Origin of the sequence: Aeromonas sp. FDAARGOS 1402, from assembly GCF_019046925.1 — a bacterium.
Lineage (GTDB): Bacteria > Pseudomonadota > Gammaproteobacteria > Enterobacterales > Aeromonadaceae > Aeromonas > Aeromonas caviae.
Genome location: NZ_CP077201.1, coordinates 1,758,053 through 1,784,753 on the forward strand (window position 1 = coordinate 1,758,053; position 26,701 = coordinate 1,784,753).

Sequence of the window (26,701 nt, forward strand, 5' to 3'; positions counted from 1 at the left end):
GGTTGTTGCGGCCTCGATGCAAGCCGCGTTGTGCCGTTCCGGGCTGGTGGGCAAGGGAGCGGGGGGAGGATCATCCATGAAAAAGGCCTGCCGGAAACGGCAGGCCTTTTCACTGACGGGGCGCCCTGGCGGTCAGATGATGCGCTTGAGCAGGAGGTGAGCCTTGACCCTGTGGATCCGGGCCAGCAGCTTGCGCACCTGATCCGGGTAATCCTTGATCTGCTCTATCTGGTCGAAGTGACTGATGCGGCGGGTGTGGGCCAGGATGTTCTCCCGCTCCGCACTGAACTGCTCGCGCAGGTGATGGTGCTGGTCGTGTACCAGCAGGCCGTTCTCCAGATCCAGCGCCCAGGCTCGGGGATTGAGGTTGTTGCCGGTGAGCAGGGCCCACTCCTCATCCACGAAGATCCCCTTGAGGTGATAGGAGTTCTTCTCGCAGCACCAGAGCATGAGGTTGAGCCGGCCGTTGTCGATGTGGTGCTGGTTGCGCTCGGCAAACTTGCGCAGGTTGGTCTCGTAGAGATAGGGCAGACCGCCGATGGTGGAGAACTTCTCCTCCGGGGGGATGAAGAAGTCGTTGGCGGTCTTGTCGCCCACGACGATGGTCACCTTGCAGCCGCGTTTGAGCAGCGCCTCCACGTCCTTGTTCAACTCCTTGGGGGGGTTGAAGTAGGGGGTGCAGATGAAGATCTCCCGCTCGGTGGCCCGCACCAGGTTGCGGATCATCCGGTTGAGCTGGTTGCCCCGCTTGCCCAGGCCCACCATGGGGGTCACGACGATCTCCCGATCGTTGGGCTGGATGCTCTCGAAGCGGTACTGGCAGAGGCGCAGGCGCTGCTTGAAGCGGCGGATCGGTCCCTTGAGCTGCTTGGCGCCGGGGATGCCGGTGCGATCCAGTCGCTGGACGGCCTCGCTGCCGAGGAAGACGTCATCCACGTAGTTGACCATGCTGCGGGTCAGTGCCGGGCTGTGGATCTGGTGATAGCGATCGAAGCGGTAGCGCTCCTGCTGGTGCAGGTAGATGTCGTTGAGGCTGGCGCCGGAGTAAAGCAGGGTGTCGTCGAAGATGAAGCCCTTGAGGTGCAGCACCCCGAGCAGCTCGCGGCCCTTGACCGGCACGCCGTAGATCTCGATCTGGTGTTGGTGGCTGGCGGCCATGGCCTGGTACATCAGGTGGTTGCCCCCCTGCTTGCCCTTGCCGATCAGGCCGCGCTGGGCGCGGTGGAAGTCGACGAACACCTTGATGTCGAGAGAGGGATTGCGCTGCTTGGCGGCATAGAGGGCGGAGAGGATCTCCCGTCCCGCCTCGTCATCCTGCAGATAGAGCGCGATCAGATAGATGCGCTGGGTCGCATGGGCGATGAGCGACAGGATCCGGCTCTTGAAGTCTTTGGCGCTGCTGAGTATCTGGAACTGATCCGCGGCGACCGCGATCTGGGGTAAGCGGGTCAGCAACTGTCGATAATGTGCCGATGAATGCATAGAGAAGCCTGAAATCACGGGATGAAGCGTTCCACTCGGGGCGAAGAATAGGCAATTCTAGCAATCTGTGGCGATGGGCCCAAGCAAGAATCCGTAAAAAGTCGGTGCAATATCACATCGGGGCCGACGGATGCGGCCCCGATGTGTTTCCGTCAGAGGATGGCGCTGGCCGTGGCCACGATGAGGAAGGCGATGGTGCCGAGCAGGGTCTCCATCACGGTCCAGGTCTTGAGGGTGGTCTTCTCGTCCATGTTGAGGAAGCGGCTGACCAGCCAGAAGCCGGAGTCATTGAAGTGGGAGAGCACGGTGGCGCCCCCGGCGATGGCGATGACGATGAAGGTCAGGTCCAGCTCGCTCAGGCCGGTGGTGGCGGCCACGGTCGGCGCCATCAGGGCGGCGGTGGTGGTCAGGGCCACGGTGGCGGAACCCTGGGCCACCCGCAGCGCGGCGGATACCAGGAAGGCCGCGAGGATCACCGGCATGCCGGTATCGGAGAGCACGTCGGCCAGCGCGGTGCCGATGCCGCTCGCCCGCAATACGCCGCCGAACATGCCGCCGGCACCGGTGACCAGGATGACGGCGCAGACCGGGGCCAGGGCGTCGTTGCAGAACTTCTCGAGCTGCACCTTGCCCTGGCTCTGGCGGAACATCCAGAGGGCGTACAGCACAGTGATGAGCAGGGCGACCGGGGTCTTGCCGACCATGCGCAGCACGTTGACCCAGTCCGCACCCTTGTCGATGACGCCCATGACGCCCAGGGTATTGAGGCCGGTATCCATGAAGATGAGCACCAGCGGCAGCAGCAGGATGGAGATCACCTGGCCGAAGCTCGGCGCCTTGTCGGAGAGCTGCTCGGCACTGGCGGTGAAGCTCGGGGGCAGGGGCAGCTCAAACTTCTTGCCGGACCAGAGCCCGAACAGGTAGGCACCCAGATACCAGGTGGGCAGCGCGACCAGCAGGCCCACGATGGTGAGCAGACCGATGTTGGCACCCAGCAGCTCGCTGGCGGCCACCGGGCCCGGGTGGGGGGGCAGGAAGGCGTGCATCACCGCAAAGGCGCCGGCGGAGGGCAGGGCATACTTGAGGACGGAGCCGCCGAACTGCTTCGCCACGCTGAAGATGATGGGCAGCATGACGATGAGACCGGCGTCGAAGAAGATCGGGAAGCCGAACAGCAGGGAGGCCACACCCAGCGCGAAGGGGGCGCGGTGGGAGCCGAAGCGGTTGATCAGGGTATCGGCCAGTACCTTGGCGCCCCCCGTCATCTCCAGGATCCGGCCTATCATGGCGCCGAGGCCGACCAGCAGCGCGACCGAGGCCAGGGTGCCGCCGAAACCGGTCAGCATGGTGGGGATCACCTGGTCATAGGTGACCCCGGTGGCCAGGGCCGTCAGCATGCTGACCAGGGTCAATGCCACGAAGGCATGTACCTTGAATCGCATGATCAGCACCAGCAACATGACAATGGCTCCGCCCGCTACCGAGAGCAGATAGGCGACATCGGGTGTGTTCATTGCTCCGTCCATAAAATTGTCCTCAAATGGTTCTAGTTGTTGTTCTGCACATTTCTGTGCTGCACTTCACATTGCGAAACGTTACCGGTAACATGTTACCGGTAACGTGATAGCTTAGAACCCATCAGGCGAACGTTTTTTGAAAAGTGAGAGAGAGGTCAAATAATGGCGGGCAAGTGCATTATCGTGATGGGTGTGTGTGGCAGCGGCAAGTCCAGCATCGGCCTCAAGGTGGCCAATGCCCTGGGGGCCAAGTTCATCGACGGCGATGATCTGCATCCTCGCGCGAACATCCAGAAGATGGCGGCGGGCAACCCGCTCAACGACGAAGACAGGGCCCCCTGGCTGGAGCGGATCCGCGATGCGGCCTACAGCCTGGAGCGCAAGAACGAGCTCGGCGTCATCGTCTGCTCGGCCCTCAAGAAGCAGTACCGCGACCAGATCCGCGAGGGCAACGACTCGGTGAGTTTCCTGTTTCTGGATGGCAGCCAGTCCCTCATTCTCGAACGGATGCGGGCACGGCAGGGCCACTTCATGCGCGAAGCCATGGTACAAAGCCAGTTTGATACCCTGGAGCGACCGGATGGCGAGCCCGGCGTGTTTCGCATCGATATCGACGGGACCTTCGAACAGGTGGTCGACCGTGCCGTCACCGCGCTGACGCAGGCGCAATGAGCCATGTCGCGCGCCCGGCTGCGGCCGACCGCGCCCGTATATAGAGTTGGAGAGAAAGCTATGACCCATCCCGTGATCACCCAGGTGACCAACCGCATCCGCGAGCGCAGCACCGCCCGCCGTGCCCGCTTCCTGGCCCGCATCCAGCGCCAGGCTGATCAGGGCAAGACCCGCGCCTCCCTCTCATGTGGCAACCTGGCCCACGCCGTGGCCGCCTCGAGCTGTGACGAGAAGGGGCGCATCCTCGACATGACCCGCGCCAACGTGGCCATCGTCACCGCCTACAACGACATGCTGAGCGCCCATCAGCCCTATCAGGGCTACCCGGACATCATCAAGGGCGCCCTGGCGGAGCTCGGCCACAGTGCCCAGGTTGCCGGCGGCGTACCCGCCATGTGCGACGGCGTGACCCAGGGCCAGCCGGGGATGGACATGTCCCTCTTCTCCCGGGACCTCATCGCCCAGGCCACCGCGGTCTCCCTCTCCCACAACACCTTCGACGCCACCCTGCTGCTCGGCATCTGCGACAAGATTGCCCCGGGCCAGATCATGGGGGCGCTTTCCCACGCCCACCTGCCCACCGCCTTCGTGCCTGCCGGTCCCATGGCGAGCGGCATCAGCAACGACGAGAAGGTGAAGGTGCGCCAGCAGTACGCTGCCGGTGAAGTGGGCCGCGACGCCCTGCTCAAGATGGAGTGCGGCGCCTACCACGCGGCGGGCACCTGCACCTTCTACGGCACCGCCAACACCAACCAGCTGGTGTTCGAAGCCATGGGCCTGATGCTGCCGGGTTCCGCCTTCGTGCATCCGCACAGCGAGCTGCGCCACGCCCTCACCGAGGAAGCGGCCCGCCGCATCAGCGCCATGATCCCGGGCTCCCCCGCCTATCGCCCCCTGAGTGCGGTGATCGACGAGCGCGCCCTGGTCAACGGCCTGGTGGCCCTGCTCGCCTCCGGCGGCAGCACCAACCACAGCATCCACATGGTGGCGCTGGCCCGTGCCGCCGGGCTGGAGCTGACCTGGGACGACCTGAGCGATCTCTCCGACGTGGTGCCGCTCCTGGTGCGCATGTACCCGAACGGCCCGGCGGACGTCAACGCTTTCGAGCAGGCGGGGGGCGTGCCCGGCCTGATGCGTCGTCTGGCCGAAGAGGGGCTGATCCACATGGATGCCACCCCGGTCTTCGGCGAGATGCAGGACTACCTCAGCCGTCCGGCACTGGTGGATGGCAAGCTGGTGTGGCAACCGGTGGGCGAGAGCGCGGATCCGAGCGTGCTCTCTCCCTCTGGCAGCGAGTTCCAGGCCACCGGCGGCACCAAGCTGCTGGCGGGCAACCTGGGCCGCGCCGTGGTCAAGGTCTCCGCCGTCGCGCCCGAGTATCGGGTCATCGAGGCCCCGGCCCGGGTCTTCTCCTCCCAGCATGCGGTGGAGGCGGCCTACAAAGCCGGTGAGTTGAACCAGGACGCCGTCATCGTGGTGCGCCACAACGGCCCGGCCGCCAACGGCATGCCGGAGCTGCACAAGCTGATGCCGGTGCTTGGAAACCTGCAGAAGGCGGGTCACAAGGTGGCTCTGGTCACCGACGGCCGCCTCTCCGGCGCCTCCGGCAAGATCCCGGCCGCCATCCACGTCACCCCGGAAGCGCTGCACGGCGGGGCCATCGGCCTGCTCGCCGATGGCGACCTGCTGCGGGTGGATGCCGAGTCCGGCCGCCTCGACTGCCTGACCGATTTGAGCGGCCGTACCCAGGCCGAGATCGACCTCACCCTGGAACAAGAGGGGTGGGGCCGTGAACTGTTCAGCGTGATGCGTCGCGCGGTATCGAGCGCCGAGTGCGGCGCCACCATCTTTGACTGAGGAAGAGCTATGCAGAACTGGAAAGTGACCCCTGCCGAGGTGTTTGCCGCCTCCCCCCTGGTACCCGTGATGGTCATCAACGACCTGGAGCAGGCCCTGCCGATGGCCAAGGCCCTGCTGGATGGCGGCATCTCGGTGTTCGAGATCACCCTGCGCACCCCGGTGGCGCTGGACGCCATCGCCCTCATCGCCAAGGCGATGCCGGATGCCATGGTCGGTGCCGGTACCGTGCTCAACTGCGCGCAGTTTGATGCCGCCGTCGCTGCCGGTGCCCGCTTCGTCATCTCCCCGGGCATGACCCCGGCCCTGCTGGCCCACGCGGCCAAGAGCACGGCGCCGCTGATCCCGGGGGTGGCCACCCCGTCCGAGGTGATGCAGGCGCTGGAAGCGGGCTACGACCACCTCAAATTCTTCCCGGCCGAGGCGAACGGCGGCACCAAGGCACTCTCCGCCATCGCGGCGCCCCTGCCCCAGGTGAAATTCTGCCCCACCGGCGGCATCGGCCCGAAAAACGTGGCCGACTACCTGGCGCTGAAATGTGTGGCCACCGTCGGCGGCTCCTGGATGCTGCCGGCAGACGCCGTCAAGAGCGGCAACTGGGAGGAGGTGACCCGCCTCTCCCGGGAAGCGGTTGAATTGGTTAAACGCTAAGCAAATATCGTTTAGAAAAATTAAACAGGCCACCCCCGGGTGGCCTGCTGTTTTTCCGCCCCCGGAGGGGGTGGGCCGTTTGCTTCCGGCCTCGCCCTGGCTTAAGGTCGGGGGCCGCCCCTCTCCCCTGGAGCCTTCATGTCCTGTCTGCATCCATCCTACCCGCAAGGGCACTTCACCGCGCTGCACTGCCACCCCCATGCCCAATACTGCTATCTGCACGACGGGGGCGGCATCATCACGGGGCGAGGGGAGGGAGAACTGCTGGTGGCGGGCCAGATCTGCTTTATTCCGGCGGGGTGGGAGCACGAGTTTCGCGTGCTGCGCCGCTCCCGACTCTCCCTCCTCTATGTGCCGACGTCGGCCCGTACCGCCTTCGGCCCCTTGCAGGCCAGCCCACTGCTGGCGGGCCTCTTCGCCCGCCTGTCCGAGCTGGCCGAGGAGGAGGTGAAAGGGGCCTATCTGACGGTGCTTGGCCAGGAGCTGGAGCGCGCCGACCCGCTCGCGGCGCGCATTCCCCTCGCCGGGGCGCTGGACCCGCGCCTGCTGCGGGTGCTGGACAGGGTGTGCCAGGCACCCGCCATCCATCTGACGCTGACGGCGCTGGCGGCAGATTGCGGCGCCTCGGTGCGTACCCTCAACCGGCTCTTCCTCCAGCAGCTGGGGTGCAGCTTTCGCCAGTGGCGGGAGCAGGTGGTGCTGGGACGGGCGCGCCAGTTGCAGCACCGGGGGCTCACGCTGGCCCAGATCGCCGATCGGCTCGGCTACGAGGATCCCGGCGCCTTGTCCCGCGCCCTCCAGCGCCTTGCCCGACGCGAACCGGCGGCCTGAGGGCCCGTCGTCTGCCTTCCTGCCCGCCATGGCGGTGTCTGCGGGTTGCCGGCAGTCAGCGCCGCGAGCCGATATCCGCATCCTCCTTGCTGCCTGCCAGCAGACAGGTCACCTCGTCGGTGTGGCAGATCCGATCGCCGCGAAAGGTGAAGAGGCCGCTCACCTTGCAGACCAGGGTGCCGCCGTCCTGGCGGGTGGCCCGTACCACATGGGTCGAGTGCACCCGCTCCCCCTGCGCCAGGGTGGCGACAAACTCGATGCTCGCCCCGGCCAGATGGCGGCGCAGTGTGGCGATGTGCTGGTGAAACGCCGGGTAGTCGAGCCGCTCGCCGTTCACCTCCTGGCAGTAGTCGGGGGTGAACCAGGCGTCGAGCTCCGCCAGGGGGAAGGCGGGATCGCAGATGACGCGCTGCAGGCAGGCTTTCAATCGTTCGGTGTGGTGCATGGTCTGCTCCTGACAGGTTGGATGGAGGAGCCAGCATAGGCCAGGGGGCGGCGAGGGGAGAGGGGAGAAGGCGCCATCATGGCGGTCGAACGCGCCATGATGGCCGGGGATCAGCCGAGGCTTTCCCCCTCATAGAGGGAGAAGCCGATGTCCTTGCACCTGGTCGCCAGCGGCTGGCCGCCGAGGCGGGCCAGCAGCATGATGGCGGCTTCGCGACCTATGGTCTCGCGGGGGGTGACGATGCTGGCGAGCTTGGGGGTCATGGCGTGGCCGATGTCGAGGGCGTTGCTGCCGGCGATGGCCACCTGCTGGGGCACCGGGATCCACCTGGCCTGGCATTGCAGCAGGGCTCCCACTGCCAGGTCGTCGTTGGTGCAGAACAGGCCGTCGAGATCGGGGAAGCGCGCCATGGCCTGGGCCAGCAGCTCTCCCCCCAGGGTGAAGCTGGAGGATTGCTCCGTCAGCAGGTGCTGGCCGGTCAGACCGAAATCGGCCATCGCCTGGTAGTAGCCTTCCATTCGCAGCTGGGTGCGCACGTCGAGCCGGGCGCCGAGGTAGATCACCTTGCGCCGTCCCCGGCGCAGCATCTCTGTTACCATGGCCCGGGCGGCGGCCCGGTGATCCATGCCCACCACCATGTCGATGGGGGAGAGGGGCAGATCCATGGTTTCCACCACCGGGATGCCGGCGGTGGCGATCATCTTGCGGGTGCGCTCGGTGTGCTGGGTGTCCGAGAGGATGAGCCCGTCCACGTTGTAGGAGAGGAGGGAGGCGACCTGCTCCTCCTCCCGCTCCGGGCTGTAGCCGTAGTGGGCGAGCAGGGTCTGGTAGCCGGCGGGCCGGGTCACCGCCTCGATGCCGTGGATCACCGCCGAGAAGACCTGGTTGGAGAGGGAGGGGATCAGGATGCCGATCGCCTTGCTGGTGGCGTTCGACAGCATGTCCGGCGCCCGGTTCGGGATGTAGCCGAGCTCCTCCACCGCGGCGGCGATGCGCTCGCGGGTCCCTTCGGCCACGGCGGACGGGTCGCGCAGGTAGCGGCTGACGGTCATCTTGGTGACACCGGTCAGGTCGGCAATGTCCTGCAGGGTAGGGCGGCGCTTGCGGGTGTCGTTCATCTGGGGATCCGGCAAAAAATGTTACACGTAACATTACCGTTTTTGCACGGCAATGTCAGCATATGACGCCATCAACAGGGGGCAGGGGATGATCAAGGGCAGGTGTTTCGAGGGGGTCCACATCGAGCAGCAGGAGGTGGAGGGGGAGCAGTTCCAGGGGTGCCGCTTCATCGGCTGTCACTTCTCCTGGCTGGATCTCGGGGAGAGCCGCTTCGTCGACTGCAGCTTCTATGACAGGGAACGGGAGCTGGGATGCCTGTTTCAGGGCTGCGATCTGAGGGAGGCGAGCTTCCTGCGCTGCGATCTCACCCTGGCGGACTTCGGCCGCAGCCAGTGTCTTGGGCTGGAGATGCGCGACTGCCAGGCCATGGGGATCAACTTCGCCCATGCCAGCTTCGCCAACCGGATCACCGCCAAAAGCTACTTCTGCGAAGCCCACCTCACCGGCAACAACTTCAGCTACGCCAACTTCGAAAGCTGCCTGCTGGAGCGGTGCGAGCTTGCCGGCAACCGCTGGCAGGGGGCCAACCTGCTGGGCGCCTCCCTGGCGGGCTCGGATCTCAGCGGCTCCGAGTTCGGGCAAATCGACTGGACCAGCTTCAACCTGCAAGGCTGCGATCTGCGCCAGTGCGATCTGCCCGGTCTGGATCTGCGCCGGGTCAACCTCGCCGGGGTGCAGATCAATGAAGATCAGCAGCAGGGGCTGCTGGAGCAGATCGGGCTGGTGGTCTTCCCCTGAGCGGGGTGGAAAAGAGGTAAGTTTTCATCATCGGGGCGGGCGGTGTGGTGCCTCCCCTGCCAAGCAAAAAGCCTGCGCGATGCAGACTTTTTGTCAGGTGAAGTGGTAAACGACGCGGTGTTGCTGTCTTTTGCTCCCTTTTCCCCTCGCGGGAGAAGGGCTGGGGATGAGGTAGCGGACTCCACTCGGGCACCGACAAGGCGGGCCTAGCGTCTGGCCAGCCACTTGGTCGGGTTGATGGCCTCGCCCTGATAGCGGATCTCGAAGTAGAGGCCGGAGCGCTCCTGTCCGCCGCTGTCGCCGACCAGGGCCACGGGCTCACCCTGCTCCACCTTTTGTCCCACCTGGCGCAGCAGCGACTGGTTGTGGCCGTAGAGGCTCATGTAGCCCTTGCCGTGGTCGATGACCAGCAGCATGCCGAAGCCGTCGAGCCAGTCGGCGTAGACCACCTGGCCCGGTGCCACCGCCTTGACCTGGGTCCCTTCGCTGGCGCCGATCAGGGTGCCCTTCCACTTCAGCTCGGCGGTACGTGGCGAGCCGTAGGAGATGAGGATGGGGCCCTGCACCGGCCAGCGCAGGTTGCCACCCGTGCTCAGACCGCCGTAGCCGTTGCTGCTTGCCTTGGCGCTGTTGCGGGCGGCTGCTTGCTGCTGCGCCACCTTGGCCTGCTGTTCGGCGACGCGTTGCTGCTGGGCCGCCAGCCGCTGCTGTTCGCCGACCTGGCGCTGCTGGGCCGCGATCCGCTGCTGCTCCTCGATGCGCTTCTGCTCGGCTGCCAGGCGCTGGGCCTCCAGACGACGCTGGCGCTCCTGCTCAGCCTTGATCTTGGCGAGGCGCTCCCGCTCGGCCCGTTCGCGGCGTTCCTTCTCTTCCTGCTGACGACGCAGCTCTTCCAGCCGCGCCTTGAGCGCCTTTTCCGCCTTGACCAGCTTGTCGAGCTTCTGCTCGTCGGCCTGCACCGATTGCTGCAACTGGTTGCGCACCTTGGCACGGCTCTGCTGGCTGGCCAGCAGGCTCTGGTGATGCTCCTGCTGCTCGCCGAGCAGGGTCTGGAGGCGGTTCTCGGTCTCTCTGGTGGCCTGCTGGTTCTTGGCCAGCTTGTCACGGGTGGCGCGCAGGGCTTCAATGGCCTCGATACGGGCCTTGTTGAGGTAGTCGAAATAGTCGAGGGCGCGGCTCAGTTTGGCCGGATCCTGCTGGTTGAGCAGCAGTTTGAGGTAATCGTGGTTGCCCGCCTGGAAGGCGCTTTCCGCCTGCTTGGCCAGCAACTGCTTCTGGTGTTTGGCTTGTTGCTCCAGTGCCAGCTTGTCCTGCTGCAGGGACGCCAGCTTCTGCTGGTTCTGCCGGAGTTGCTGTCTGGTCTGCTCGAGTTTGGCGGCGGCAGCCGAAATGGCCTGCTCGTCAGCCTTGAGCTGGGTGTTGAGCTTGGCAAGCTCCTGCTTGCTGAGCTTGAGGGTCTGTTGCTGTTCCTTGATCTGGGACTGCATGGCCCCCAACTGCTGGTTCGCAGCCTGGGCTGTGCCGGTACCACCGATCAGGCAAAAAAACAGCGCGCCGGCCAACAGGCCGACGCGACTGGTTTTCTGTGAAATAATTTCGCATCCCCGCATGGGGCAGGATTATTTCAGAATCATCAGGGGCTTGCCAGTCATTTCCGGCGGCACCGGCAGACCCATCAGGGTCAGCATGGTGGGGGCCAGATCGGACAGTTTGCCGCCTTCGGCAACCTCGGCTTTACGACCGAAGTAGATGAGGGGAACCGGCAGATTGGTGTGGGCGGTGTGGGCCTGACCAGTCTCTTCGTCCATCATCTTCTCGGCGTTGCCATGGTCGGCGGTGATGAGGCACTCGCCGCCCACTTCCGCCAGGGCGTCGGTGACGCGACCGATGCAGTGGTCGACCGCTTCACAGGCTTTGACGGCCGCATCGAACACGCCGGTGTGGCCGACCATGTCGCCGTTCGGGTAGTTGCAGATGATGACGTCGTACTTGCCGCTCTTGATGGCCGCAACCAGCTTGTCGGTCAGCTCTTCGGAGCTCATCTCCGGCTGCAGGTCATAGGTAGCCACTTTCGGGCTCGCCACGATTTCGCGATCTTCGCCAGTGAAGCAGGCCTCTTCGCCACCGTTGAAGAAGAAGGTGACGTGGGCGTACTTCTCGGTCTCGGAGATGCGCAGCTGGGTCTTGCCCTGCTTGGCCAGCCACTCGCCCAGGGTGTTGACCAGGGCGGTGGGCGGATAGGCGCAGGCGGTTTTGATGTCGGCCGCGTATTCGGTCAGCATCACGAAGTGCAGGGCCGGGGTGGCGGTGCGAGCGAAGCCGGTGAAGTCGGTATCGACGAAGGCGCGGGTGATTTCGCGGGCGCGGTCGGCACGGAAGTTCATGAAGATCAGCGCATCGCCGTCGATCATCGGTACAGCGTCGCCGATGCGGGTGGCCTTGACGAACTCGTCGTTCTCGTCGCGGGCATAGGCGGCGGCCAGCGCGTCGGTGGCGTTGTCGGCGGTGAATTCGCCCTTGCCCTGGGTCATCAGGTCATAGGCCTGCTGTACGCGATCCCAGCGGTTGTCGCGGTCCATGGCGTAGTAACGACCGATCATGGAGGCGAAACGACCCTTGCCCAGGCGGGCAAACAGGGCGTCGAACAGCTCGATGGAGGACTGGGCACTGCGCGGCGGGACGTCGCGGCCATCCAGGAAGGCGTGGAAGTAGATCTGCTCGGCGCCACGCTTGGCGGCCATCTCGATCATGCCCATGATGTGCTCTTCGTGGCTGTGTACGCCACCCGGGGACATCAGACCCATGATGTGCACGGCCTTGCCCTTGGTCACGGCAGCGTCGACAGCCTTGGCCAGCTCGACGTTCTGGAAGAAGTCGCCGTCCTGGATGTCCTTGGAGATGCGGGTCAGCTCCTGATAGACGACGCGACCGGCACCGATATTGGTGTGGCCCACTTCGGAGTTGCCCATCTGGCCGTCCGGCAGACCCACGTCCAGGCCGGAGCCGGAGATCAGGGTGCTGGTGTAGTCACGGGCCAGGCGATCCAGATTGGGGGTCTTGGCGGCAGCAACGGCGTTGTACTCTTGCTTGGTGCTGTAGCCCCAACCGTCCATGATGACCAGAACCAGCGGTTTCTTAGCTGTTGACATAAGGCTATGTCCTCTCGGATAGGAATGAATTGCGGGAAGTGAAACTAGCGTAATATTACTACATCTGCCGAAATAGTCACCTGATAGCCAAGTCCCTCTCCAGCCTCGCTTTTTAACTGTTATCCCGCTGTTTTAGGCATGTTGCCGGCTTGTCTGCCGCGGCGGGTTTTCCGCTGTTTCCCCCCTCTTTTCGGCATGGCGCATCCTCTCGTTCGGCCCGGTTGGAGGAGGAAGAATCGGCAGCCATCCCTGATGGGAGCTTGCTCTCGCTTTGCCGCCAAGATGGCTGATCTTATGCAGGGCCCCATGTATACTCGGGCCCTTGTCTTGGTCCCTGGATAGTAGAAGATGCAAGAGTATTTGGATTTCGCGGCCCGCAATCCGCTGCTGACCGCAGCCTGGTTGGGCCTGGCAGGCACTCTGGTGTATACCACTGTGCGTGCTCGTTTTTCTCCGGTGAAGGCGGTCAACAACCACGCCGCTACCCTGCTTATCAACCGTGAAAATGCCACCGTCGTGGACATTCGCAGTCAGGATGAATTTGCCAAGGGCCATCTGGCCGGGGCCCATCACCTGCCGCTCGCCCAGATCCAGGCGAATAATCTGGGTCCGGTTGAAAAGCACAAGGATGCCCCCATCATAGTGGTGTGCGAGTCGGGGATGACCGCTGGTGGCGCGGGTCGCCAACTGAGCAAGGCCGGTTTCAAGCAGGTGTATGTGCTCAGCGGTGGCATGGCCCAATGGCGTGCAGACAATCTGCCGGTGACCAAAAAACGCTGATTTAAGGGCCTGCGCCCACTCATTATCTTAAAAAGGAATCAAACGAAATGGCTGACGAAATCAACAACCAGGAAGTGCAACCGGAATTCCACATCCAGCGTGTCTACACCAAGGATGTTTCCTTCGAAGCCCCGAATACCCCGCACATCTTCCAGAAAGAGTGGCAGCCGGACGTCAAGCTGGACATGGACACCAAGACCAATGTCCTGGCCGACAGCGTCTATGAAGTGGTGCTGACCCTGACTGTCACCTGCAAGCTGGAAACCGAGACCGCCTTCCTGTGCGAAGTGCAGCAAGCCGGCATCTTCACCATCGGCAACCTGCCTGAGCCGCAACTGGCCCACTGCCTGGCGGCCTTCTGCCCGAACATCCTGTTCCCGTATGCCCGCGAAGCGGTGTCCAACCTGGTGAGCAAGGGTTCCTTCCCGCAGCTGAACCTGGCACCGGTCAACTTCGACGCCCTGTTCGCCCAGCACATGGCGCAGGTACAGGCCCAGCAGGCGACTGCGGAAGCCTGATAATGGCCGACCAGATCGCAATCTCGGTCCTGGGGGCGGGGTCTTATGGCTCCGCCCTTGCCATTTCTCTGGCGCGCAATGGTCATCCGACCCTGCTGTGGGGTCACGACCCTGCCCATGTCGCCGAGCTGGAACAGGATCGCTGCAACAAGGCATTCTTGCCGGATGTCCCCTTCCCGGCCGATCTGCAACTGACGTCGGATCTGCAGGCGGCGGTGCAAGCCGCTCCCGTGCTGCTGCTGGTGGTGCCGAGCCATGTGTTCGGCCAGGTACTGGCCCGGGTCAAACCCTTCCTGCGCCCGGATACCCGGATCGCCTGGGCCACCAAGGGGCTGGAGCCGGACAGCGGCCGTCTGCTGCAAGAGGTGGCGCGGGAGGTGCTGGGGGATGCCATTCCACTGGCGGTCATCTCGGGCCCGACCTTCGCCCGCGAGCTGGCTGCCGGTCTGCCGACCGCCATCTCGGTGGCCTCGACCCACGACGACTTTGCCGACGATCTCTCCCACCTGCTGCACTGCGGCCGCTCGTTCCGGGTCTATACCAATCCGGACTTCATCGGTCTGCAGCTGGGCGGGGCGGTCAAGAACGTCATCGCCATCGGTGCCGGTCTCTCTGACGGACTCGGCTTTGGGGCCAACGCCAGAACCGCGCTCATCACTCGGGGTCTGGTGGAGATGCAGCGTCTGGGCGCCGCCCTCGGGGCCGACGCCAAGACCTTCATGGGGATGGCGGGGCTCGGGGATCTGGTGCTGACCTGTACCGACAACCAGTCGCGCAACCGCCGTTTCGGTCTGGCGCTGGGAGCGGGCAAGTCGGTTGACACCGCCATGGCCGAGATAGGCCAGGTGGTGGAAGGCTATCGCAACACCAAGGAAGTGCATCTGCTGGCGGCCCGCTGTGGCGTCGAGATGCCCATCTGCGAACAGATCTTCAAGGTGCTCTACGAGGGCAAGAACCCGAAAGAGGCGGCCATCGCCCTGCTGTCGCGAGACAAGAAGGACGAGTGATCTGCCAGCCGCAGAATGCAAAAGGCCCCGCCAGCTGGCGGGGCCTTTTCTTTGCCGCAAGGGGGCAAATCAGTAGTAGGAGTGGTCGCCGCGCTGGTGCTCGGTGGCATCTTTCACGCCGTTGAGTTCGCCCGGGAATTTCTCCAGCAACTGCTTCTCGATCCCCTCTTTCAGGGTGTAGTCGACCATGGAGCAACCGTTGCAACCGCCGCCGAACTGCAGGATGGCCAGTTTGTCGTCGGTTAGCTCGACCAGGGTGACCTTGCCGCCGTGACCGGCCAGCATGGGGTTCACCTCGGACATCAGCACGTACTCGATGCGATCGATCAGCGGGGCGTCATCGGCCACCTTGCGCATCTTGGCGTTGGGTGCCTTCAGGGTGAGCTGAGAGCCCATCTGATCGGTGACGAAGTCGATGGTGGCATCCACCAGGAAGGGGGCGCTCAGGGGATCGACCAGGCAGTCGAAGCCGCTGAAGGGCAGGTGCTGATCTTCCGGATCGACCGCGTCGGGTGGGCAATAGGATACGCCGCACTCGGCATTCTGGGTTCCCGGATTGACCACAAACACCCGGATGTTGGTGCCATCAGGCTGCTTCTCCAGCAACTTGCGGAAGTGGGCCTGGGCGGTGTCGGAAATGCTGATCATCACTATCCTCATAAACCTGAGTGTACGACTAGGGTATTCATGATAACTCGCTTGGCGGGGCTTGGGTAGCGTGCCGATGGCGAGCCTGTGAGCCCGGGCGTATCGGAATCATGCCGCCAGCGGCCTCCTGGGCCGGATCCCTGCCCGGTTATTTCAGGTGTCGGAGGGTACGGCAGATGGCCCACACCTCTACCGTGGTGACGCCGTGCTCATGGAGCAACCGGGTGAGCTGACCTACGGTGGCGCCCGTGGTGACCACATCATCAAGCAGTGCCACATGCCGGTAGTGGTGAGGTTCTATTTCGAAGGCGCCACGCAGATTGCGTCGCCGCTGGCCGGCACTGAGCCGGGTCTGTTGCGGGGTCGACCTTGTCCGGCGCAGTACGCGGGTGTCGCAAGGAATGCCGGTGAGTGCGCTCAGGGCATGGCCGATTTCTTCTGCCTGATTGAAGCCGCGCCACCACTGGCGCCACCAGTGCAGGGGAACCGGAATGATGACCTGCGGTGGGTTGGCGAGGTCCAGATGGTCTGCCAGCAGGCGGGCAAGCAGCGGCGCGAGCAGGATCTGACCGGAATACTTCAGCCGGGGGATGAGTTGGGGATAAGGTGCCTGATAATCGCCGATCACCTGCAAACGCTCCCAGGGGGCGGGTCTGCGCTGGCAGCGTCCGCACAGCAGTTCGCTCTCGCGATGTTGCTCCGGCAGCGGTGCTGCACACATCAGGCATCGTCTGTCGTGCTGGCGCTGGGCGTGGCGGCACCAGGAGCACAACAAGGGCGTCTCGTCACAGGGTTGGCGACAGAGCAGGCACAGACCGAGCCAGTCGGACTGGGTGCCAAGGATCGGACTTGCTTTGGCGAGCAGCCGCTTTAACATGCAGGCTCCAAGCAGATAAACAGGGATCTTGAGTCTAGATGAGCGTATCGGTTGAGCGGTTTGGCCAGGGCCCGGACCTGGTGTTGTTGCATGGCTGGGGCATGAACGGGGCCGTCTGGCACGGTATTGCCCAAGAACTGGCTGCCCACTATCGGCTGCATCTGGTGGACCTGCCAGGCTTTGGCAACAGCCCCCTGCAAGCAGGAACAGACTACACCCTGCCCTGGCTGGCAGAGCAGGTGGCGGCCATATTGCCTGAAAAATGCCATCTGCTCGGCTGGTCCCTCGGTGGTCTGGTGGCGAGTCAGTTGGCGCTGACCATGCCTGAACGCCTTCACTCTCTCATTACCGTAGCCAGTTCTCCCTGCTTCATGGCCCGCGACGAGTGGCCCGGGATTGCCCCCAAGGTGCTGGCGGGGTTCAACCAGATGCTGGCCGGCGACTTCATGCAGACCATAGAGCGCTTCCTCGCGATCCAGGCCATGGGCAGCGAGCACGCCAGAAATGACATTCGCCAGTTGCGTCACTGGCTGGCGGAGCGACCCGCTCCCCGGCTTGCGGCCCTGGAGGCGGGTCTGGGCCTGCTGGCCGAGGTCGATCTGCGGGATGAACTGATCGGCCTGGATCTGCCCTGGCTGCGTCTTTACGGCAGGCTGGATACCCTGGTGCCGAAGGCCGCCATTCCCTTGCTGGATGCGCGTTACCCTGCCAGCCACAGTCTGGTGCTGGAGAAGGCATCCCATGCCCCCTTCATCTCCCATCCAGAGCAGTTCATCACCCTCCTGCGGCACTTCATTGACTGAGATTTGAGCGGCAGGCTTCAATAACTCGTCAGGTTGATGGATAATTAGCCAACCCTACAGAGGAGTGTGCCAATGCGTATCGAATCAGCCATGACGGCAGGCGTGCAGGGGTTCCAACGGGCCGAGCAGTTGGCGGGCCAGGCGTCCAGCCAGATCGCCCGTCTCAATACGCCAGCGGGTGATCAGGTGCAGTTACCGGATGAACTGGTGAATCTCAAGGTGGCCGAGCTGCATGCCGGGGCATCCGCCAAGGTGATCCAGACGGCCAGCGACATGCTGGGCACCCTGATCGATATCCGGGTGTGACATGAACATCAACGTCAGTCTGCCGACCATCATTCCGAATCAACTGCAGCCGCAGACGGAATCGGCACAGACTGACAACCGCCGCGCAGAACTGGTGCCCCCCAGCCGCCAGAGTGAGGCGTCCAACGCCGAGTCCGGCGTCGGTTCCCAGAAAGAGAGATCCCGGGCCGCCCAGGCCAATCCCGCCGCCCCATCCTCGTCCACGAAAGAGAACGGCCAGACCGGCCCCGTGATGGTGGCGCACCGTTTTGTCGAGGCAACGGGGGAGGAGGGGGAGCGTCGACAACGTCAGGAGGGTGAACAGCAGGAGCAGCAAAAGCAGCAGCGTCAGGTGGCTGCGCTGGTCGAGCGGGATCTCGAAGTCCGCAAGCACGAGCAGGCGCACCAGGCAGCCGGCGGCGAGCATGCGGGGAGCCCTACCTACCAGTTTTCCCGTGGGCCGGATGGCAAGCGTTATGCCACCGGGGGGGAGGTGGTCATCGACATGGGGACCATTCCCGGGGATCCCGCCGCGACCATCGCCAAGATGCAGCAGGTGCGTGCCGCCGCACTGGCTCCCGATGAACCATCATCACAAGACATGAGTGTGGCCCGTGCCGCCTCTGGCAAGGAGGCACAGGCCCGCAAGGATCTGATGACCCTCAGGCAGGAAACCACAGGCCCGCTCGGTGCTTATATGGACAATCGAAACCAGGTGATTGCCAGGCACTATCAGCAAGCGGTGAGGCCAGCCTCCCCGCATAGCCTGAGTCAGGACGTTTGATCCCGCTCAGTACAGGCATGAAAAAGCCCCTTTCGGGGCTTTTTTGCATTCTGGGGGCTTATTTCTTCAGTTTCGACAGGGCAGCCGCGAAGGCGTTGCCCATGGCACCCTCGGTCGGAGCGCTCTGACGGGGCGCCTGTTTCGGTCGGGCGTTGCCAGTGTGACGCGGCTCGGCCGTTTTGCGTGCAGGCTGGCCGGCTTTTTCATCCAGACGCATGGTCAGACTGATGCGTTTGCGCGGTACGTCGACTTCCAGCACCTTGACCCGGACGATGTCACCGGCCTTGACCACCTCGCGGGGATCCTTGACGAAGCGATCGGTGAGGGAAGAAATGTGCACCAACCCGTCCTGATGGACGCCGATGTCGACGAAGGCGCCGAAGTTGGTGACGTTGGTGACCACACCCTCCAGCACCATCTCGGGCACCAGATCGCTGATTTTCTCCACCCCTTCCTTGAAGGTGGCGGTCTTGAACTCGGGACGCGGGTCGCGGCCGGGCTTGTCCAGCTCGCCAATGATGTCGGTGACGGTAGGCACCCCGAACTGATCGTCGGTGTAGTCGGTGGGCTTGAGGGTGCGCAGCAGGCTGCTGTTGCCGAGCAGGCTGTCCACGGTCTGCTCCAGCTTGGCGAGGATCCGCTCCACCACCGGGTAGGATTCCGGGTGCACCGCCGAGCCGTCCAGCGGGTTGCTGCCGCCCCGAATGCGCAGGAAGCCGGCGCATTGCTCGAATGCCTTGGGCCCGAGTCGGCCAACTTTCAGCAACTGCTGACGACTCTTGAAGGCGCCGTTCTCGTCGCGGTAGGCGACGATGTTCTGGGCCAGGGTCTGGGAGAGGCCGGAAACCCGGTTGAGCAGGGCGACCGAGGCGGTATTCACATCCACCCCCACCGCGTTCACGCAATCCTCGACCACCGCGTCGAGGCGGCGGGCCAGCTGGCTCTGGCCGACGTCGTGCTGGTACTGGCCCACACCTATGCTCTTGGGGTCGATCTTGACCAGCTCGGCCAGGGGATCCTGCAACCGGCGGGCGATGGAGACGGCGCCGCGAATGGAGACGTCGAGATCCGGGAATTCCTGGGAGGCGAGCTCGGAGGCGGAGTAGACCGATGCCCCCGCTTCACTGACCACGATTTTCTGCGCCTTGGCGGCCGGGTAGCGCTCGAACAGATCGCTCACCAGGCGGTCGGTTTCCCGGGATGCTGTGCCGTTGCCGATGCTGATGAGCTCGACCTTGTGCTTCTGGCACAGCTCGCTCAGAGTCTTGAGACTCTGGTCAACCTGGCGCTTGGGTTCGAACGGATAGATGGTCGCGTGATCGACCAGCTTGCCGGTGGCATCCACCACCGCCACCTTGACCCCGGTGCGGATGCCGGGATCCAGCCCCATGGTGCAGCGCATGCCGGCCGGTGCCGCCATCAGCAGATCCTTGAGGTTCATGGCGAACACCTTGATCGCCTCCTCCTCTGCTGACTCGCGGATGCGGCCGATCAGCTCGGTTTCCATCTGCAGGGAGAGCTTGATCTTCCAGGTCCAGCTCACCACCCCCTGCAGCCACTTGTCGGCCGGGCGGTGTTGCAGGTTGAGTCTAAGGTGATGGGCGATGATCCCTTCGCAGGGGCTGGTACCCTCATCCTCGCCGGTGACCAGCGCCAGGTTGAGGATCCCCTCGTTGCGGCCGCGCAACATGGCCAGCACCCGGTGGGAGGGGGCCTTGTGCAGGGGTTCGTCGTGTTCGAAGTAGTCCTTGAACTTGGCCCCTTCCTGCTCCTTGCCGGCCACCACGCGGGCACGCAGGGTGGCGTTCTGCCACAGGTAGTCCCGCAACTTCTCAAGGAGATCGGCCTGCTCGGCGAAACGCTCCATCAGGATGTAGCGGGCACCGTCGAGGGCGGCCTTGCCGTCGGTGATCCCCTGCTCGGCATTGAGGAAGCGGGCAGCCTCCTGTTCGGGATCCCTCATGGGGTCACCCAGCAGCAAATCCGCCAGTGGCTCCAGCCCCGCCTCGATGGCCATCTGCCCCTTGGTGCGGCGCTTGGGCTTGTAGGGTAGGTAGAGGTCTTCCAGCCGGGTCTTGCTGTCGGCCTCGTTCAGCTCGCGGGCCAGCTCGGGGGTCAGTTTGCCCTGCTCTTCGATGGAGCGCAGGATCACCTGGCGGCGATCCGCCAGTTCACGCAGGTAGCCGAGGCGGCTCTCCAGGGTACGCAGCTGGCTGTCGTCCAGACCGCCGGTCACCTCTTTGCGGTAACGGGCGATGAAGGGAACGGTCGCGCCTTCGTCCAGCAGGCGAACGGCTGCCTGCACCTGTTCCGGGCGGGCATTCAGCTCACCGGCGATCTGATGTTCTATTACGTGGCTTTGCATGGAGGGTCTCTTGGTCGGGTCCTGTCTAACTGGTCAGCGTGGGGCAATGTCGCCGAACAGGGGGTCTGTCCTGGCGATACTTTAGATACCTGCCAGGCCACTGCCGCGCGGGCCGGTTGGCGCCGCAAGGCGCCGGGTGTGAGCACTATATGGGGTCGGGCAGCGGGATGCCACCCTGGCCGACAAGGCGGGGAGGGGGTCTTCAGCTCGCCGGGTTGGCTCTCCTGCCCGCCCTGGGCGGTGACCGCCGGTATGACGGTGGCTGGCTCATTGGGAATAGCTGATCTCATTGACGTACCAGCAGGCGTCACCCACTGGCGTTCGCACCATGGCTTCATCGCCCACCTCTTTCTTGAGCAGGGCGCGGGCCATGGGGGAGTCGATGGAGATGTAATCCTTGCGGCCGAAGATCTCGTCATAGCCGACGATGCGAAAGCGCTTGGTCTCACCCTCGTCGTTTTCCACCTCGACCCAGGCACCGAAGAAGACCTTGCCCTCCTGGGAGGGGGAGTAGTCGACTATGGTCAGCTCTTCCAGGCACTTGCGCAGGTAGCGCACCCGGCGGTCGATCTCCCGCAGGCGTTTCTTGTTGTACTGGTAATCGGCATTCTCGCTGCGATCACCCAGGCTCGCCGCCCAGGCCACTTTTTTGGTGACATCGGGCCTCTCCTCCCGCCAGAGCATGTCGTGCTCCTGCCGGAGCCTGGTGTAGCCTTCACGGGTAATGAGTTTGGTTTTCATGGGGTTATCACTCCCTCGCCAATTGCATCCGGTTGCTCGGGATCTTAGTCATTGTCGCCGCCCTGTCGAGCAAAAAGCAGAGCTGGCCATCCATCCTTCCCGGCTCCGGGGCCGAATGAGGGCAATAACCGGTAACATATTTATGCTTTGTGGTTGCAGGGGGCGGCTCTAGTATGAGGGGAGACAGAAAAGAGAGGTGGCAATGAGTCAGCAATACAAGGTCCTGGTGGTGGACGACGATCTGAAACTGCGTTCCTTGCTGGAGCGCTACCTCACCGAGCAGGGGTTTGTAGTGCGGGGTGTCGCCAACGGGGAGCAGGCCGATCGCCTGCTGACGCGTGAAAACTTCAGCCTGATGGTGCTTGATCTGATGCTGCCGGGGGAAGACGGCCTCTCCATCTGCCGCCGCCTGCGCGAGGCCGGCAACCAGATCCCCGTCTTGATGCTCACCGCCAAGGGAGACGAGGTTGATCGCATCGTCGGTCTGGAGATGGGGGCCGACGATTATCTGCCCAAACCGTTCAACCCCCGTGAGCTGCTGGCCCGGATCCGCGCCGTGCTGCGCCGCCATACCGTGGAGCTGCCCGGCGCCCCTTCCGCGGCGGAGAAGATGGTGAGTTTCGGGGCCTACCAGCTCAATCTGGCGACCCGTGAACTGAGCCGTGATGGCGAACCGGTTGCCCTGACCAGCGGGGAGTTCGCCGTGCTCAAGGTGCTGGTGAGTCATCCTCGCGAACCGCTCTCCCGTGACAAGCTGATGAACCTGGCCCGTGGTCGCGAGTACACGGCCACCGAGCGCAGCATCGACGTGCAGGTCTCCCGCCTGCGCCGCCTGCTGGAACAGGACCCGGCCCAGCCTCGCTATCTGCAGACCGTCTGGGGTCTGGGGTATGTGTTCGTACCGGACGGTGAGAACGCATGAAGAAAGTGGGCAGCATGTTCTCCCGCATGCTCTGGTTTCTGGCTGCCGTGCTGGTGGTCTATCAAGTCGTCTCCTACGTTACCTTCTACAACTACCTGCTGGCGCCGACTGTCAAGCAGATCAGCCACCTGCTGGCAAACCAGGTCAAACTCATCTTCCCGGTGGACAACAACCAGCTGGCGCTCAGTGAAGATGCCGAGGCGCTGGTCTATGTGACCACTGGCAGCGACATCTATACCCAGAGCGAGGCGGAGCAGCACGGGCTGAATGATTCCAAGCCCTACCCCTATCTGGAGCAGAGCATCAGCCGCGAATTGAAAGGGGATACCAGGGTCAGGGTTGAAATCCAGGATCACTACATCATCTGGATCCAGCCTCCCCAGGCCAGCCAGATGTGGGTGCGCATTCCCCTGACGGAAATTGAAGATGACGACATCGAACCGCTCATCCTCTATATGAGCGTCTTGCTGGTGGTGACCCTGTTTGCGGCCTGGCGTTTTGCCCGTCAGCTGGTGCGGCCGCTGGAGGATCTGGAAGCGGGGGCCGTGGCGGTGGCGCGCGGCAACTTTCCCGATGCCCTGGGGGAGCAGGGCTCGCGGGAGGTGCGCCGCCTGACCCGCACCTTCAACCACATGTCGAGCTCCATCAAGGGGCTGATCGAGGAGCGCAACCTGATGATGGCCGGGGTATCCCACGATTTGCGCACCCCTCTTACCCGCATTCGTCTCGCGACCGAGATGATGTCCTCGGGGGATGAGTACCTCAAGGAGAGCATCAATGCGGACATCGATGAGTCGAACGGTATCATCGATCAGTTCATCGACTACATTCGCCCGAACGAGGGGCTCGATGCCCGGCCCGTCGACCTGACCCAGCTCATTCACGATGCGTTGCTGATGCAGACCGATCAGGGACTGGAAGTGGAGCTGCTCCTGCCGGAGGAGGCGGTGCGTGTGGCCTGCCATCCCATCAGCATTCGCCGTATCCTCAACAATCTGTCGGGCAACTCCCTGCGCTATGGCGCGACCCGGTTGCAGGCCGAGCTCAGGGATGATGGCCACTGGGTGCGGCTGCGACTCTCCGACAATGGCCCGGGGATCGCAGAAGAGGACTACTCCCGGGTGCTCAAGCCCTTCACCCAGGGCAATGTGGCGCGCACCGGTGGCGGCAGTGGGCTGGGGCTGGCCATCGTTGCCAAGATAGTCTCCCAGCATCACGGCACCATCAGGTTGGGGCGCTCCGAACTGGGGGGCTTGCAGGTGGAGATCCGGCTACCCAAGAACCAGCCGCTGGAGTGGATGGATTGAAAGCAGGGCGTATCGAGAGATGCGCCCTTTTGTCTGTCAGGGGTGGAGGTCGCTCACCTTGCGGTAGCGCTTGCCATATTTGAGTTGCTGGATAAGCAGGGCGGCGACGATGAGAGCCAACCCGATGGGGGTTGCCGGGTGAATGGTTTCGCCGATCAACAGGTTGAGCAGCACCAGAGAGGCAAACGGCGAGATGAAGATGAGGTTGCTGATGGGGGCTGTGTTGGTGGCGTGGCGCAGGGCCATCAGCCAGAGCACGAAACCGAAGCCCATCTCGAACAGCCCCACATAGATGGCGCCGGCCCATCCCTGCCAGGCGGTCATGGCAAAGTCCGAGAGCAACCAGGTCGCCACGATGATGAAGGGCAGGCTGATGAGGAAGCCGAGCAGCAGGCTGACGACGGGATCCCCCTGATTGCGGGTGTTGAGGATCCAGTAACCGGCCCAGATCAGGGTCGACACCAGCGCCAGCGTGACGCCGAGGGGGCTGTCGAACTGTAGACCGAACACGTCCCCCCTGGTGGCGATCACCAGGGCGCCGAAATAGCCGAGCACGATGGCGACGCCATCGCGGCGGCGCAGCTTTTGACCGAGGAAGGGAACGGCCAGCAGGCTGAGGGTGATGGCCCAGGTGTAGTTGAGAGTCTGTGCCTGCTGGGCGGGCAGCAGATCATATGCCTTGAACAGCAGCAGGTAATAGAGGAAGGGGTTCAGGACCCCGAGAGCGAGGTAGTAGAGGGGGCGACTCTTGATGTAGTCGAGCAGTAGCGGCAGTTTGCCCTGACAGGCCACGATCACCCCCAGGGTCAGGGTCGAGGTGCAGGCCGCGACCAGCAGCAGCTGTACCGGTTCAAAGTAGGCGAGGGAGATCTTGAAGGCGCTGGCCACCGTGGACCAGAGGGCGACGGCACAGAGCCCGTACTGGTAGGCTTTCTTCTGATTCTTGAGCATGGGATGCGTTCCGCAAACTGGGGCGAGGGCGCAGTCTATCAGCCTGTTTGCAACATTGTCGTTACCATCTTGCCGAGGGCGATGGGCCGATCGCAGGGAGAGCCATCCGCCACACAAAATTGCGCACAATCTGTCCGCCTTCACTTGCGTGAGTGGAAAAAATCCGTATAATCCCCTCCGCTTGCCCATGAGGCAGCCAGACGATATGTCTGCTTGCTGAGCTTCCCGTTTACGAGTTGCCAGCCATACAGTCCTCCCGATATGGGAGGAAACGTGAAAAATCACACCTCTGGCGGGAGTAATCCCGGTCGGGCGGTGTTGATTTATGTTCTTTTATCTATTGGAGCTCTGTCAATGCAGAACCAAAGAATCCGTATCCGCCTGAAGGCTTTTGATCATCGCCTGATCGATCAATCCACTGCGGAAATCGTTGAAACTGCTAAGCGCACTGGCGCGCAGGTTCGCGGTCCTATCCCGCTGCCGACTCGCAAAGAGCGTTTCACCGTTCTGATCTCACCGCACGTCAACAAAGACGCGCGTGATCAGTACGAGATCCGCACTCACAAGCGTCTGGTAGACATCGTTGAACCGACTGACAAGACCGTTGACGCTCTGATGCGTCTGGATCTGGCAGCTGGTGTAGACGTCCAGATCAGCCTGGGTTAATTACGGAAAGAGGTTGATAACAATGACAATCGGTCTTGTAGGTCGCAAAGTGGGTATGACTCGCATCTTCACTGAAGATGGCGTTTCTATCCCGGTGACTGTTATCGAAGTTGAAGCTAACCGTGTAACTCAGGTCAAATCTGTAGAAACCGACGGCTACAACGCTATTCAGGTTACCACTGGCGCCAAGAAAGCCAGCCGCGTAACCAAGCCGGAAGCTGGCCACTTCGCCAAAGCTGGTGTAGAAGCCGGTCGCGGTCTGTGGGAATTCCGCCTGAACAACGGTGAAACTTTCACTGTTGGTAGCGAGCTGAAAGTAGATCTTCTCGCTGACGTTAAGCTGGTAGACGTTACCGGCACATCCAAGGGTAAAGGTTTTGCCGGTACTGTTAAGCGCTGGAACTTCCGTACCCAGGATATGACCCACGGTAACTCCCTGTCCCACCGTGTACCTGGCTCCATCGGTCAAAACCAGACCCCGGGCCGTGTATTCAAGGGCAAGAAGATGGCTGGTCACATGGGTGCTGAGCGTGTAACGACTCAGAACCTGGAACTGGTTCGTGTTGACGCTGAACGCAACCTGCTGCTCATCAAAGGCGCAGTACCGGGTGCAACCAACGGCAACGTGATCGTCAAACCTGCCGTCAAAGCGTAACGTCTGAGGAGATAGTAATGGAATTGGTAATGAAAGACGCCAAGAGCGCTCTTGAAGTTTCCGAGACTACCTTCGGGCGCGAATTCAACGAAGCTCTGGTTCACCAGGTTGTCGTTGCATATGCCGCTGGTGCCCGTCAGGGTACTCGTGCGCAGCTGACTCGCTCTGAAGTGTCTGGTGGCGGCAAAAAGCCGTGGCGTCAGAAGGGTACTGGTCGTGCCCGTGCTGGCTCCATCCGTTCGCCCATCTGGCGTTCCGGTGGTGTGACCTTTGCTGCTAAGCCGCAAGATCACAGCCAGAAAGTAAACAAGAAGATGTACCGCGGTGCTATCCGTAGCATCCTGTCCGAGCTGGTACGTCAAGAGCGCCTGATCGTTGTTGAGAAGTTCGGCATCGAAGCGCCGAAGACCAAAGAACTGATCGCCAAGCTGAAAGAAATGGAACTGACTGACGTTCTGATCGTGACTGCTGAAGTCGATGAGAACCTGTTCCTGGCTGCTCGTAACCTGTACAAAGTTGACGTGCGTGACGTTGCCGGTATCGACCCGGTCAGCCTGATCGCTTTCGACAAGGTTCTGATGACTGCTGACGCAGTTAAGCAAATCGAGGAGATGCTGGCATGATCCGTGAAGAGCGTCTGCTGAAAGTTCTGAAGGCTCCGCACATCTCTGAAAAGAGCACCATGGTCGCAGAAAAGCAGAACACTATCGTGTTCAAAGTTGCTGTTGATGCCACCAAGGCGGAAGTCAAAGCTGCAGTTGCGAAACTGTTCGAGGTCGAAGTTGAGACCGTCCGTACCCTGAACATGAAGGGTAAGACCAAGCGCGCAGGTGCACGCGTAGGCCGTCGTTCCGATTGGAAAAAGGCTTATGTGACCCTGAAAGCTGGTCAGGACATCGACTTCATGGGCGCAGCCGAGTAAGAGGAGTTC

Annotated in this window: 28 protein-coding genes; 17 read left to right on the forward strand and 11 right to left on the reverse strand. The window is 63.0% G+C overall.

Annotated features, from left to right (window positions below):
• Nucleotides 1-132: 132 nt before the first annotated feature.
• Both pssA and I6L32_RS08375 read right to left on the reverse strand, forming a co-directional pair.
• Nucleotides 133-1,482: a CDP-diacylglycerol--serine O-phosphatidyltransferase gene (pssA, locus tag I6L32_RS08370; protein WP_216944940.1), complete on the reverse strand. Its 1,350-nt coding sequence runs from the start codon at nt 1,480-1,482 to the stop codon at nt 133-135.
• A 152-nt stretch (nt 1,483-1,634) separates the two neighbouring features.
• Nucleotides 1,635-2,996 carry a GntP family permease gene (locus tag I6L32_RS08375; RefSeq protein WP_223931884.1) on the reverse strand — a complete coding sequence of 454 codons (1,362 nt, stop codon included), beginning with the start codon at nt 2,994-2,996 and terminating at the stop codon, nt 1,635-1,637.
• A 165-nt stretch (nt 2,997-3,161) separates the two neighbouring features.
• Here I6L32_RS08375 and I6L32_RS08380 point away from each other — a divergent pair, with 165 nt between their 5' ends.
• The 4 genes from I6L32_RS08380 to I6L32_RS08395 all read left to right on the forward strand — a co-directional run bounded on the left by I6L32_RS08380 (nt 3,162) and on the right by I6L32_RS08395 (nt 7,010).
• Nucleotides 3,162-3,671, forward strand: a complete 510-nt coding sequence (locus I6L32_RS08380) for a gluconokinase (RefSeq protein ID WP_039039504.1) — start codon at nt 3,162-3,164, stop codon at nt 3,669-3,671.
• 60 nt (nt 3,672-3,731) lie between these two features.
• Nucleotides 3,732-5,528 carry a phosphogluconate dehydratase gene (gene edd, locus I6L32_RS08385; RefSeq protein ID WP_039039503.1) on the forward strand — a complete coding sequence of 599 codons (1,797 nt, stop codon included), beginning with the start codon at nt 3,732-3,734 and terminating at the stop codon, nt 5,526-5,528.
• A gap of 9 nt (nt 5,529-5,537) precedes the next feature.
• Nucleotides 5,538-6,179 (forward strand): bifunctional 4-hydroxy-2-oxoglutarate aldolase/2-dehydro-3-deoxy-phosphogluconate aldolase, encoded by a 642-nt coding sequence (locus I6L32_RS08390; RefSeq protein ID WP_039039502.1) that lies wholly within the window; start codon nt 5,538-5,540, stop codon nt 6,177-6,179.
• Nucleotides 6,180-6,317: 138 nt separating this feature from the next.
• Nucleotides 6,318-7,010 carry an AraC family transcriptional regulator gene (locus tag I6L32_RS08395; protein WP_151027772.1) on the forward strand — a complete coding sequence of 231 codons (693 nt, stop codon included), beginning with the start codon at nt 6,318-6,320 and terminating at the stop codon, nt 7,008-7,010.
• A 55-nt stretch (nt 7,011-7,065) separates the two neighbouring features.
• On the opposite strand, the gene I6L32_RS08400 is transcribed toward I6L32_RS08395, so the two are convergent.
• On the reverse strand, nt 7,066-7,455 hold the full coding sequence (locus I6L32_RS08400) for a nuclear transport factor 2 family protein (RefSeq protein ID WP_041214080.1): 390 nt from the start codon (nt 7,453-7,455) through the stop codon (nt 7,066-7,068).
• A gap of 110 nt (nt 7,456-7,565) precedes the next feature.
• Nucleotides 7,566-8,573, reverse strand: a complete 1,008-nt coding sequence (locus I6L32_RS08405; RefSeq protein WP_039039499.1) for a substrate-binding domain-containing protein — start codon at nt 8,571-8,573, stop codon at nt 7,566-7,568.
• Between the two features lie 88 nt (nt 8,574-8,661).
• Here I6L32_RS08405 and I6L32_RS08410 point away from each other — a divergent pair, with 88 nt between their 5' ends.
• Nucleotides 8,662-9,312: a Qnr family pentapeptide repeat protein gene (locus tag I6L32_RS08410; RefSeq protein ID WP_216944941.1), complete on the forward strand. Its 651-nt coding sequence runs from the start codon at nt 8,662-8,664 to the stop codon at nt 9,310-9,312.
• 206 nt (nt 9,313-9,518) lie between these two features.
• Here the strand turns inward: I6L32_RS08410 and I6L32_RS08415 are convergent, their stop codons facing one another.
• On the reverse strand, nt 9,519-10,922 hold the full coding sequence (locus tag I6L32_RS08415) for a peptidoglycan DD-metalloendopeptidase family protein (RefSeq protein ID WP_039039497.1): 1,404 nt from the start codon (nt 10,920-10,922) through the stop codon (nt 9,519-9,521).
• A gap of 9 nt (nt 10,923-10,931) precedes the next feature.
• Nucleotides 10,932-12,461, reverse strand: a complete 1,530-nt coding sequence (gpmM, locus tag I6L32_RS08420; RefSeq protein ID WP_052816405.1) for a 2,3-bisphosphoglycerate-independent phosphoglycerate mutase — start codon at nt 12,459-12,461, stop codon at nt 10,932-10,934.
• A gap of 348 nt (nt 12,462-12,809) precedes the next feature.
• On the opposite strand from gpmM, the gene I6L32_RS08425 reads away from it, so the two are divergent.
• From I6L32_RS08425 to gpsA, 3 genes are read left to right on the forward strand one after another with little or no spacing between them, the layout of a single operon-like run.
• A complete protein-coding gene (locus tag I6L32_RS08425; protein ID WP_010672546.1) occupies nt 12,810-13,241 on the forward strand; it encodes a rhodanese-like domain-containing protein in 432 nt (143 codons plus the stop codon).
• A 47-nt stretch (nt 13,242-13,288) separates the two neighbouring features.
• On the forward strand, nt 13,289-13,759 hold the full coding sequence (gene secB, locus I6L32_RS08430; RefSeq protein ID WP_010672547.1) for a protein-export chaperone SecB: 471 nt from the start codon (nt 13,289-13,291) through the stop codon (nt 13,757-13,759).
• Between the two features lie 2 nt (nt 13,760-13,761).
• Nucleotides 13,762-14,766, forward strand: a complete 1,005-nt coding sequence (gene gpsA / locus I6L32_RS08435) for an NAD(P)H-dependent glycerol-3-phosphate dehydrogenase (protein ID WP_010672548.1) — start codon at nt 13,762-13,764, stop codon at nt 14,764-14,766.
• A gap of 69 nt (nt 14,767-14,835) precedes the next feature.
• Here the strand turns inward: gpsA and nfuA are convergent, their stop codons facing one another.
• Nucleotides 14,836-15,414 carry a Fe-S biogenesis protein NfuA gene (gene nfuA / locus I6L32_RS08440; protein WP_010672549.1) on the reverse strand — a complete coding sequence of 193 codons (579 nt, stop codon included), beginning with the start codon at nt 15,412-15,414 and terminating at the stop codon, nt 14,836-14,838.
• A gap of 148 nt (nt 15,415-15,562) precedes the next feature.
• Nucleotides 15,563-16,291, reverse strand: coding sequence for a ComF family protein (locus tag I6L32_RS08445; protein ID WP_216944942.1), 729 nt, complete (start codon nt 16,289-16,291; stop codon nt 15,563-15,565).
• Nucleotides 16,292-16,329: 38 nt separating this feature from the next.
• On the opposite strand from I6L32_RS08445, the gene bioH reads away from it, so the two are divergent.
• The 3 genes from bioH to I6L32_RS08460 all read left to right on the forward strand — a co-directional run bounded on the left by bioH (nt 16,330) and on the right by I6L32_RS08460 (nt 18,163).
• Entirely contained in the window at nt 16,330-17,094 is a 765-nt protein-coding gene (gene bioH, locus I6L32_RS08450; protein ID WP_216944943.1) for a pimeloyl-ACP methyl ester esterase BioH, read from the forward strand.
• Nucleotides 17,095-17,166: 72 nt separating this feature from the next.
• Nucleotides 17,167-17,400: a hypothetical protein gene (locus I6L32_RS08455; RefSeq protein WP_010672552.1), complete on the forward strand. Its 234-nt coding sequence runs from the start codon at nt 17,167-17,169 to the stop codon at nt 17,398-17,400.
• Nucleotide 17,401: 1 nt separating this feature from the next.
• Nucleotides 17,402-18,163, forward strand: coding sequence for a putative metalloprotease CJM1_0395 family protein (locus I6L32_RS08460; protein ID WP_043153510.1), 762 nt, complete (start codon nt 17,402-17,404; stop codon nt 18,161-18,163).
• 58 nt (nt 18,164-18,221) lie between these two features.
• Here I6L32_RS08460 and I6L32_RS08465 read toward each other — a convergent pair whose 3' ends face one another.
• Together I6L32_RS08465 and greB are read right to left on the reverse strand one after the other, a co-directional pair.
• Nucleotides 18,222-20,528: a Tex family protein gene (locus I6L32_RS08465; protein ID WP_216944944.1), complete on the reverse strand. Its 2,307-nt coding sequence runs from the start codon at nt 20,526-20,528 to the stop codon at nt 18,222-18,224.
• Between the two features lie 267 nt (nt 20,529-20,795).
• Nucleotides 20,796-21,269, reverse strand: coding sequence for a transcription elongation factor GreB (gene greB, locus I6L32_RS08470; protein WP_104455104.1), 474 nt, complete (start codon nt 21,267-21,269; stop codon nt 20,796-20,798).
• 202 nt (nt 21,270-21,471) lie between these two features.
• Here greB and ompR point away from each other — a divergent pair, with 202 nt between their 5' ends.
• Nucleotides 21,472-22,191, forward strand: coding sequence for a two-component system response regulator OmpR (gene ompR / locus I6L32_RS08475; RefSeq protein WP_010672556.1), 720 nt, complete (start codon nt 21,472-21,474; stop codon nt 22,189-22,191).
• Nucleotides 22,188-23,498, forward strand: coding sequence for a two-component system sensor histidine kinase EnvZ (gene envZ, locus I6L32_RS08480; RefSeq protein ID WP_010672557.1), 1,311 nt, complete (start codon nt 22,188-22,190; stop codon nt 23,496-23,498). Before ompR ends, envZ begins: the two co-directional genes overlap by 4 nt.
• Before the next feature lie 36 nt (nt 23,499-23,534).
• Here envZ and I6L32_RS08485 read toward each other — a convergent pair whose 3' ends face one another.
• Entirely contained in the window at nt 23,535-24,449 is a 915-nt protein-coding gene (locus I6L32_RS08485) for a DMT family transporter (protein ID WP_216944945.1), read from the reverse strand.
• A 354-nt stretch (nt 24,450-24,803) separates the two neighbouring features.
• On the opposite strand from I6L32_RS08485, the gene rpsJ reads away from it, so the two are divergent.
• From rpsJ to rplW, 4 genes are read left to right on the forward strand one after another with little or no spacing between them, the layout of a single operon-like run.
• Entirely contained in the window at nt 24,804-25,115 is a 312-nt protein-coding gene (rpsJ, locus tag I6L32_RS08490; protein WP_005307944.1) for a 30S ribosomal protein S10, read from the forward strand.
• Between the two features lie 22 nt (nt 25,116-25,137).
• Nucleotides 25,138-25,770 (forward strand): 50S ribosomal protein L3, encoded by a 633-nt coding sequence (rplC, locus tag I6L32_RS08495; RefSeq protein ID WP_010672559.1) that lies wholly within the window; start codon nt 25,138-25,140, stop codon nt 25,768-25,770.
• A 17-nt stretch (nt 25,771-25,787) separates the two neighbouring features.
• Nucleotides 25,788-26,393, forward strand: a complete 606-nt coding sequence (gene rplD, locus I6L32_RS08500; RefSeq protein ID WP_005340616.1) for a 50S ribosomal protein L4 — start codon at nt 25,788-25,790, stop codon at nt 26,391-26,393.
• Nucleotides 26,393-26,692, forward strand: a complete 300-nt coding sequence (gene rplW / locus I6L32_RS08505; protein WP_342690021.1) for a 50S ribosomal protein L23 — start codon at nt 26,393-26,395, stop codon at nt 26,690-26,692. Before rplD ends, rplW begins: the two co-directional genes overlap by 1 nt.
• The last annotated feature ends 9 nt before the right edge of the window (nt 26,693-26,701 follow it).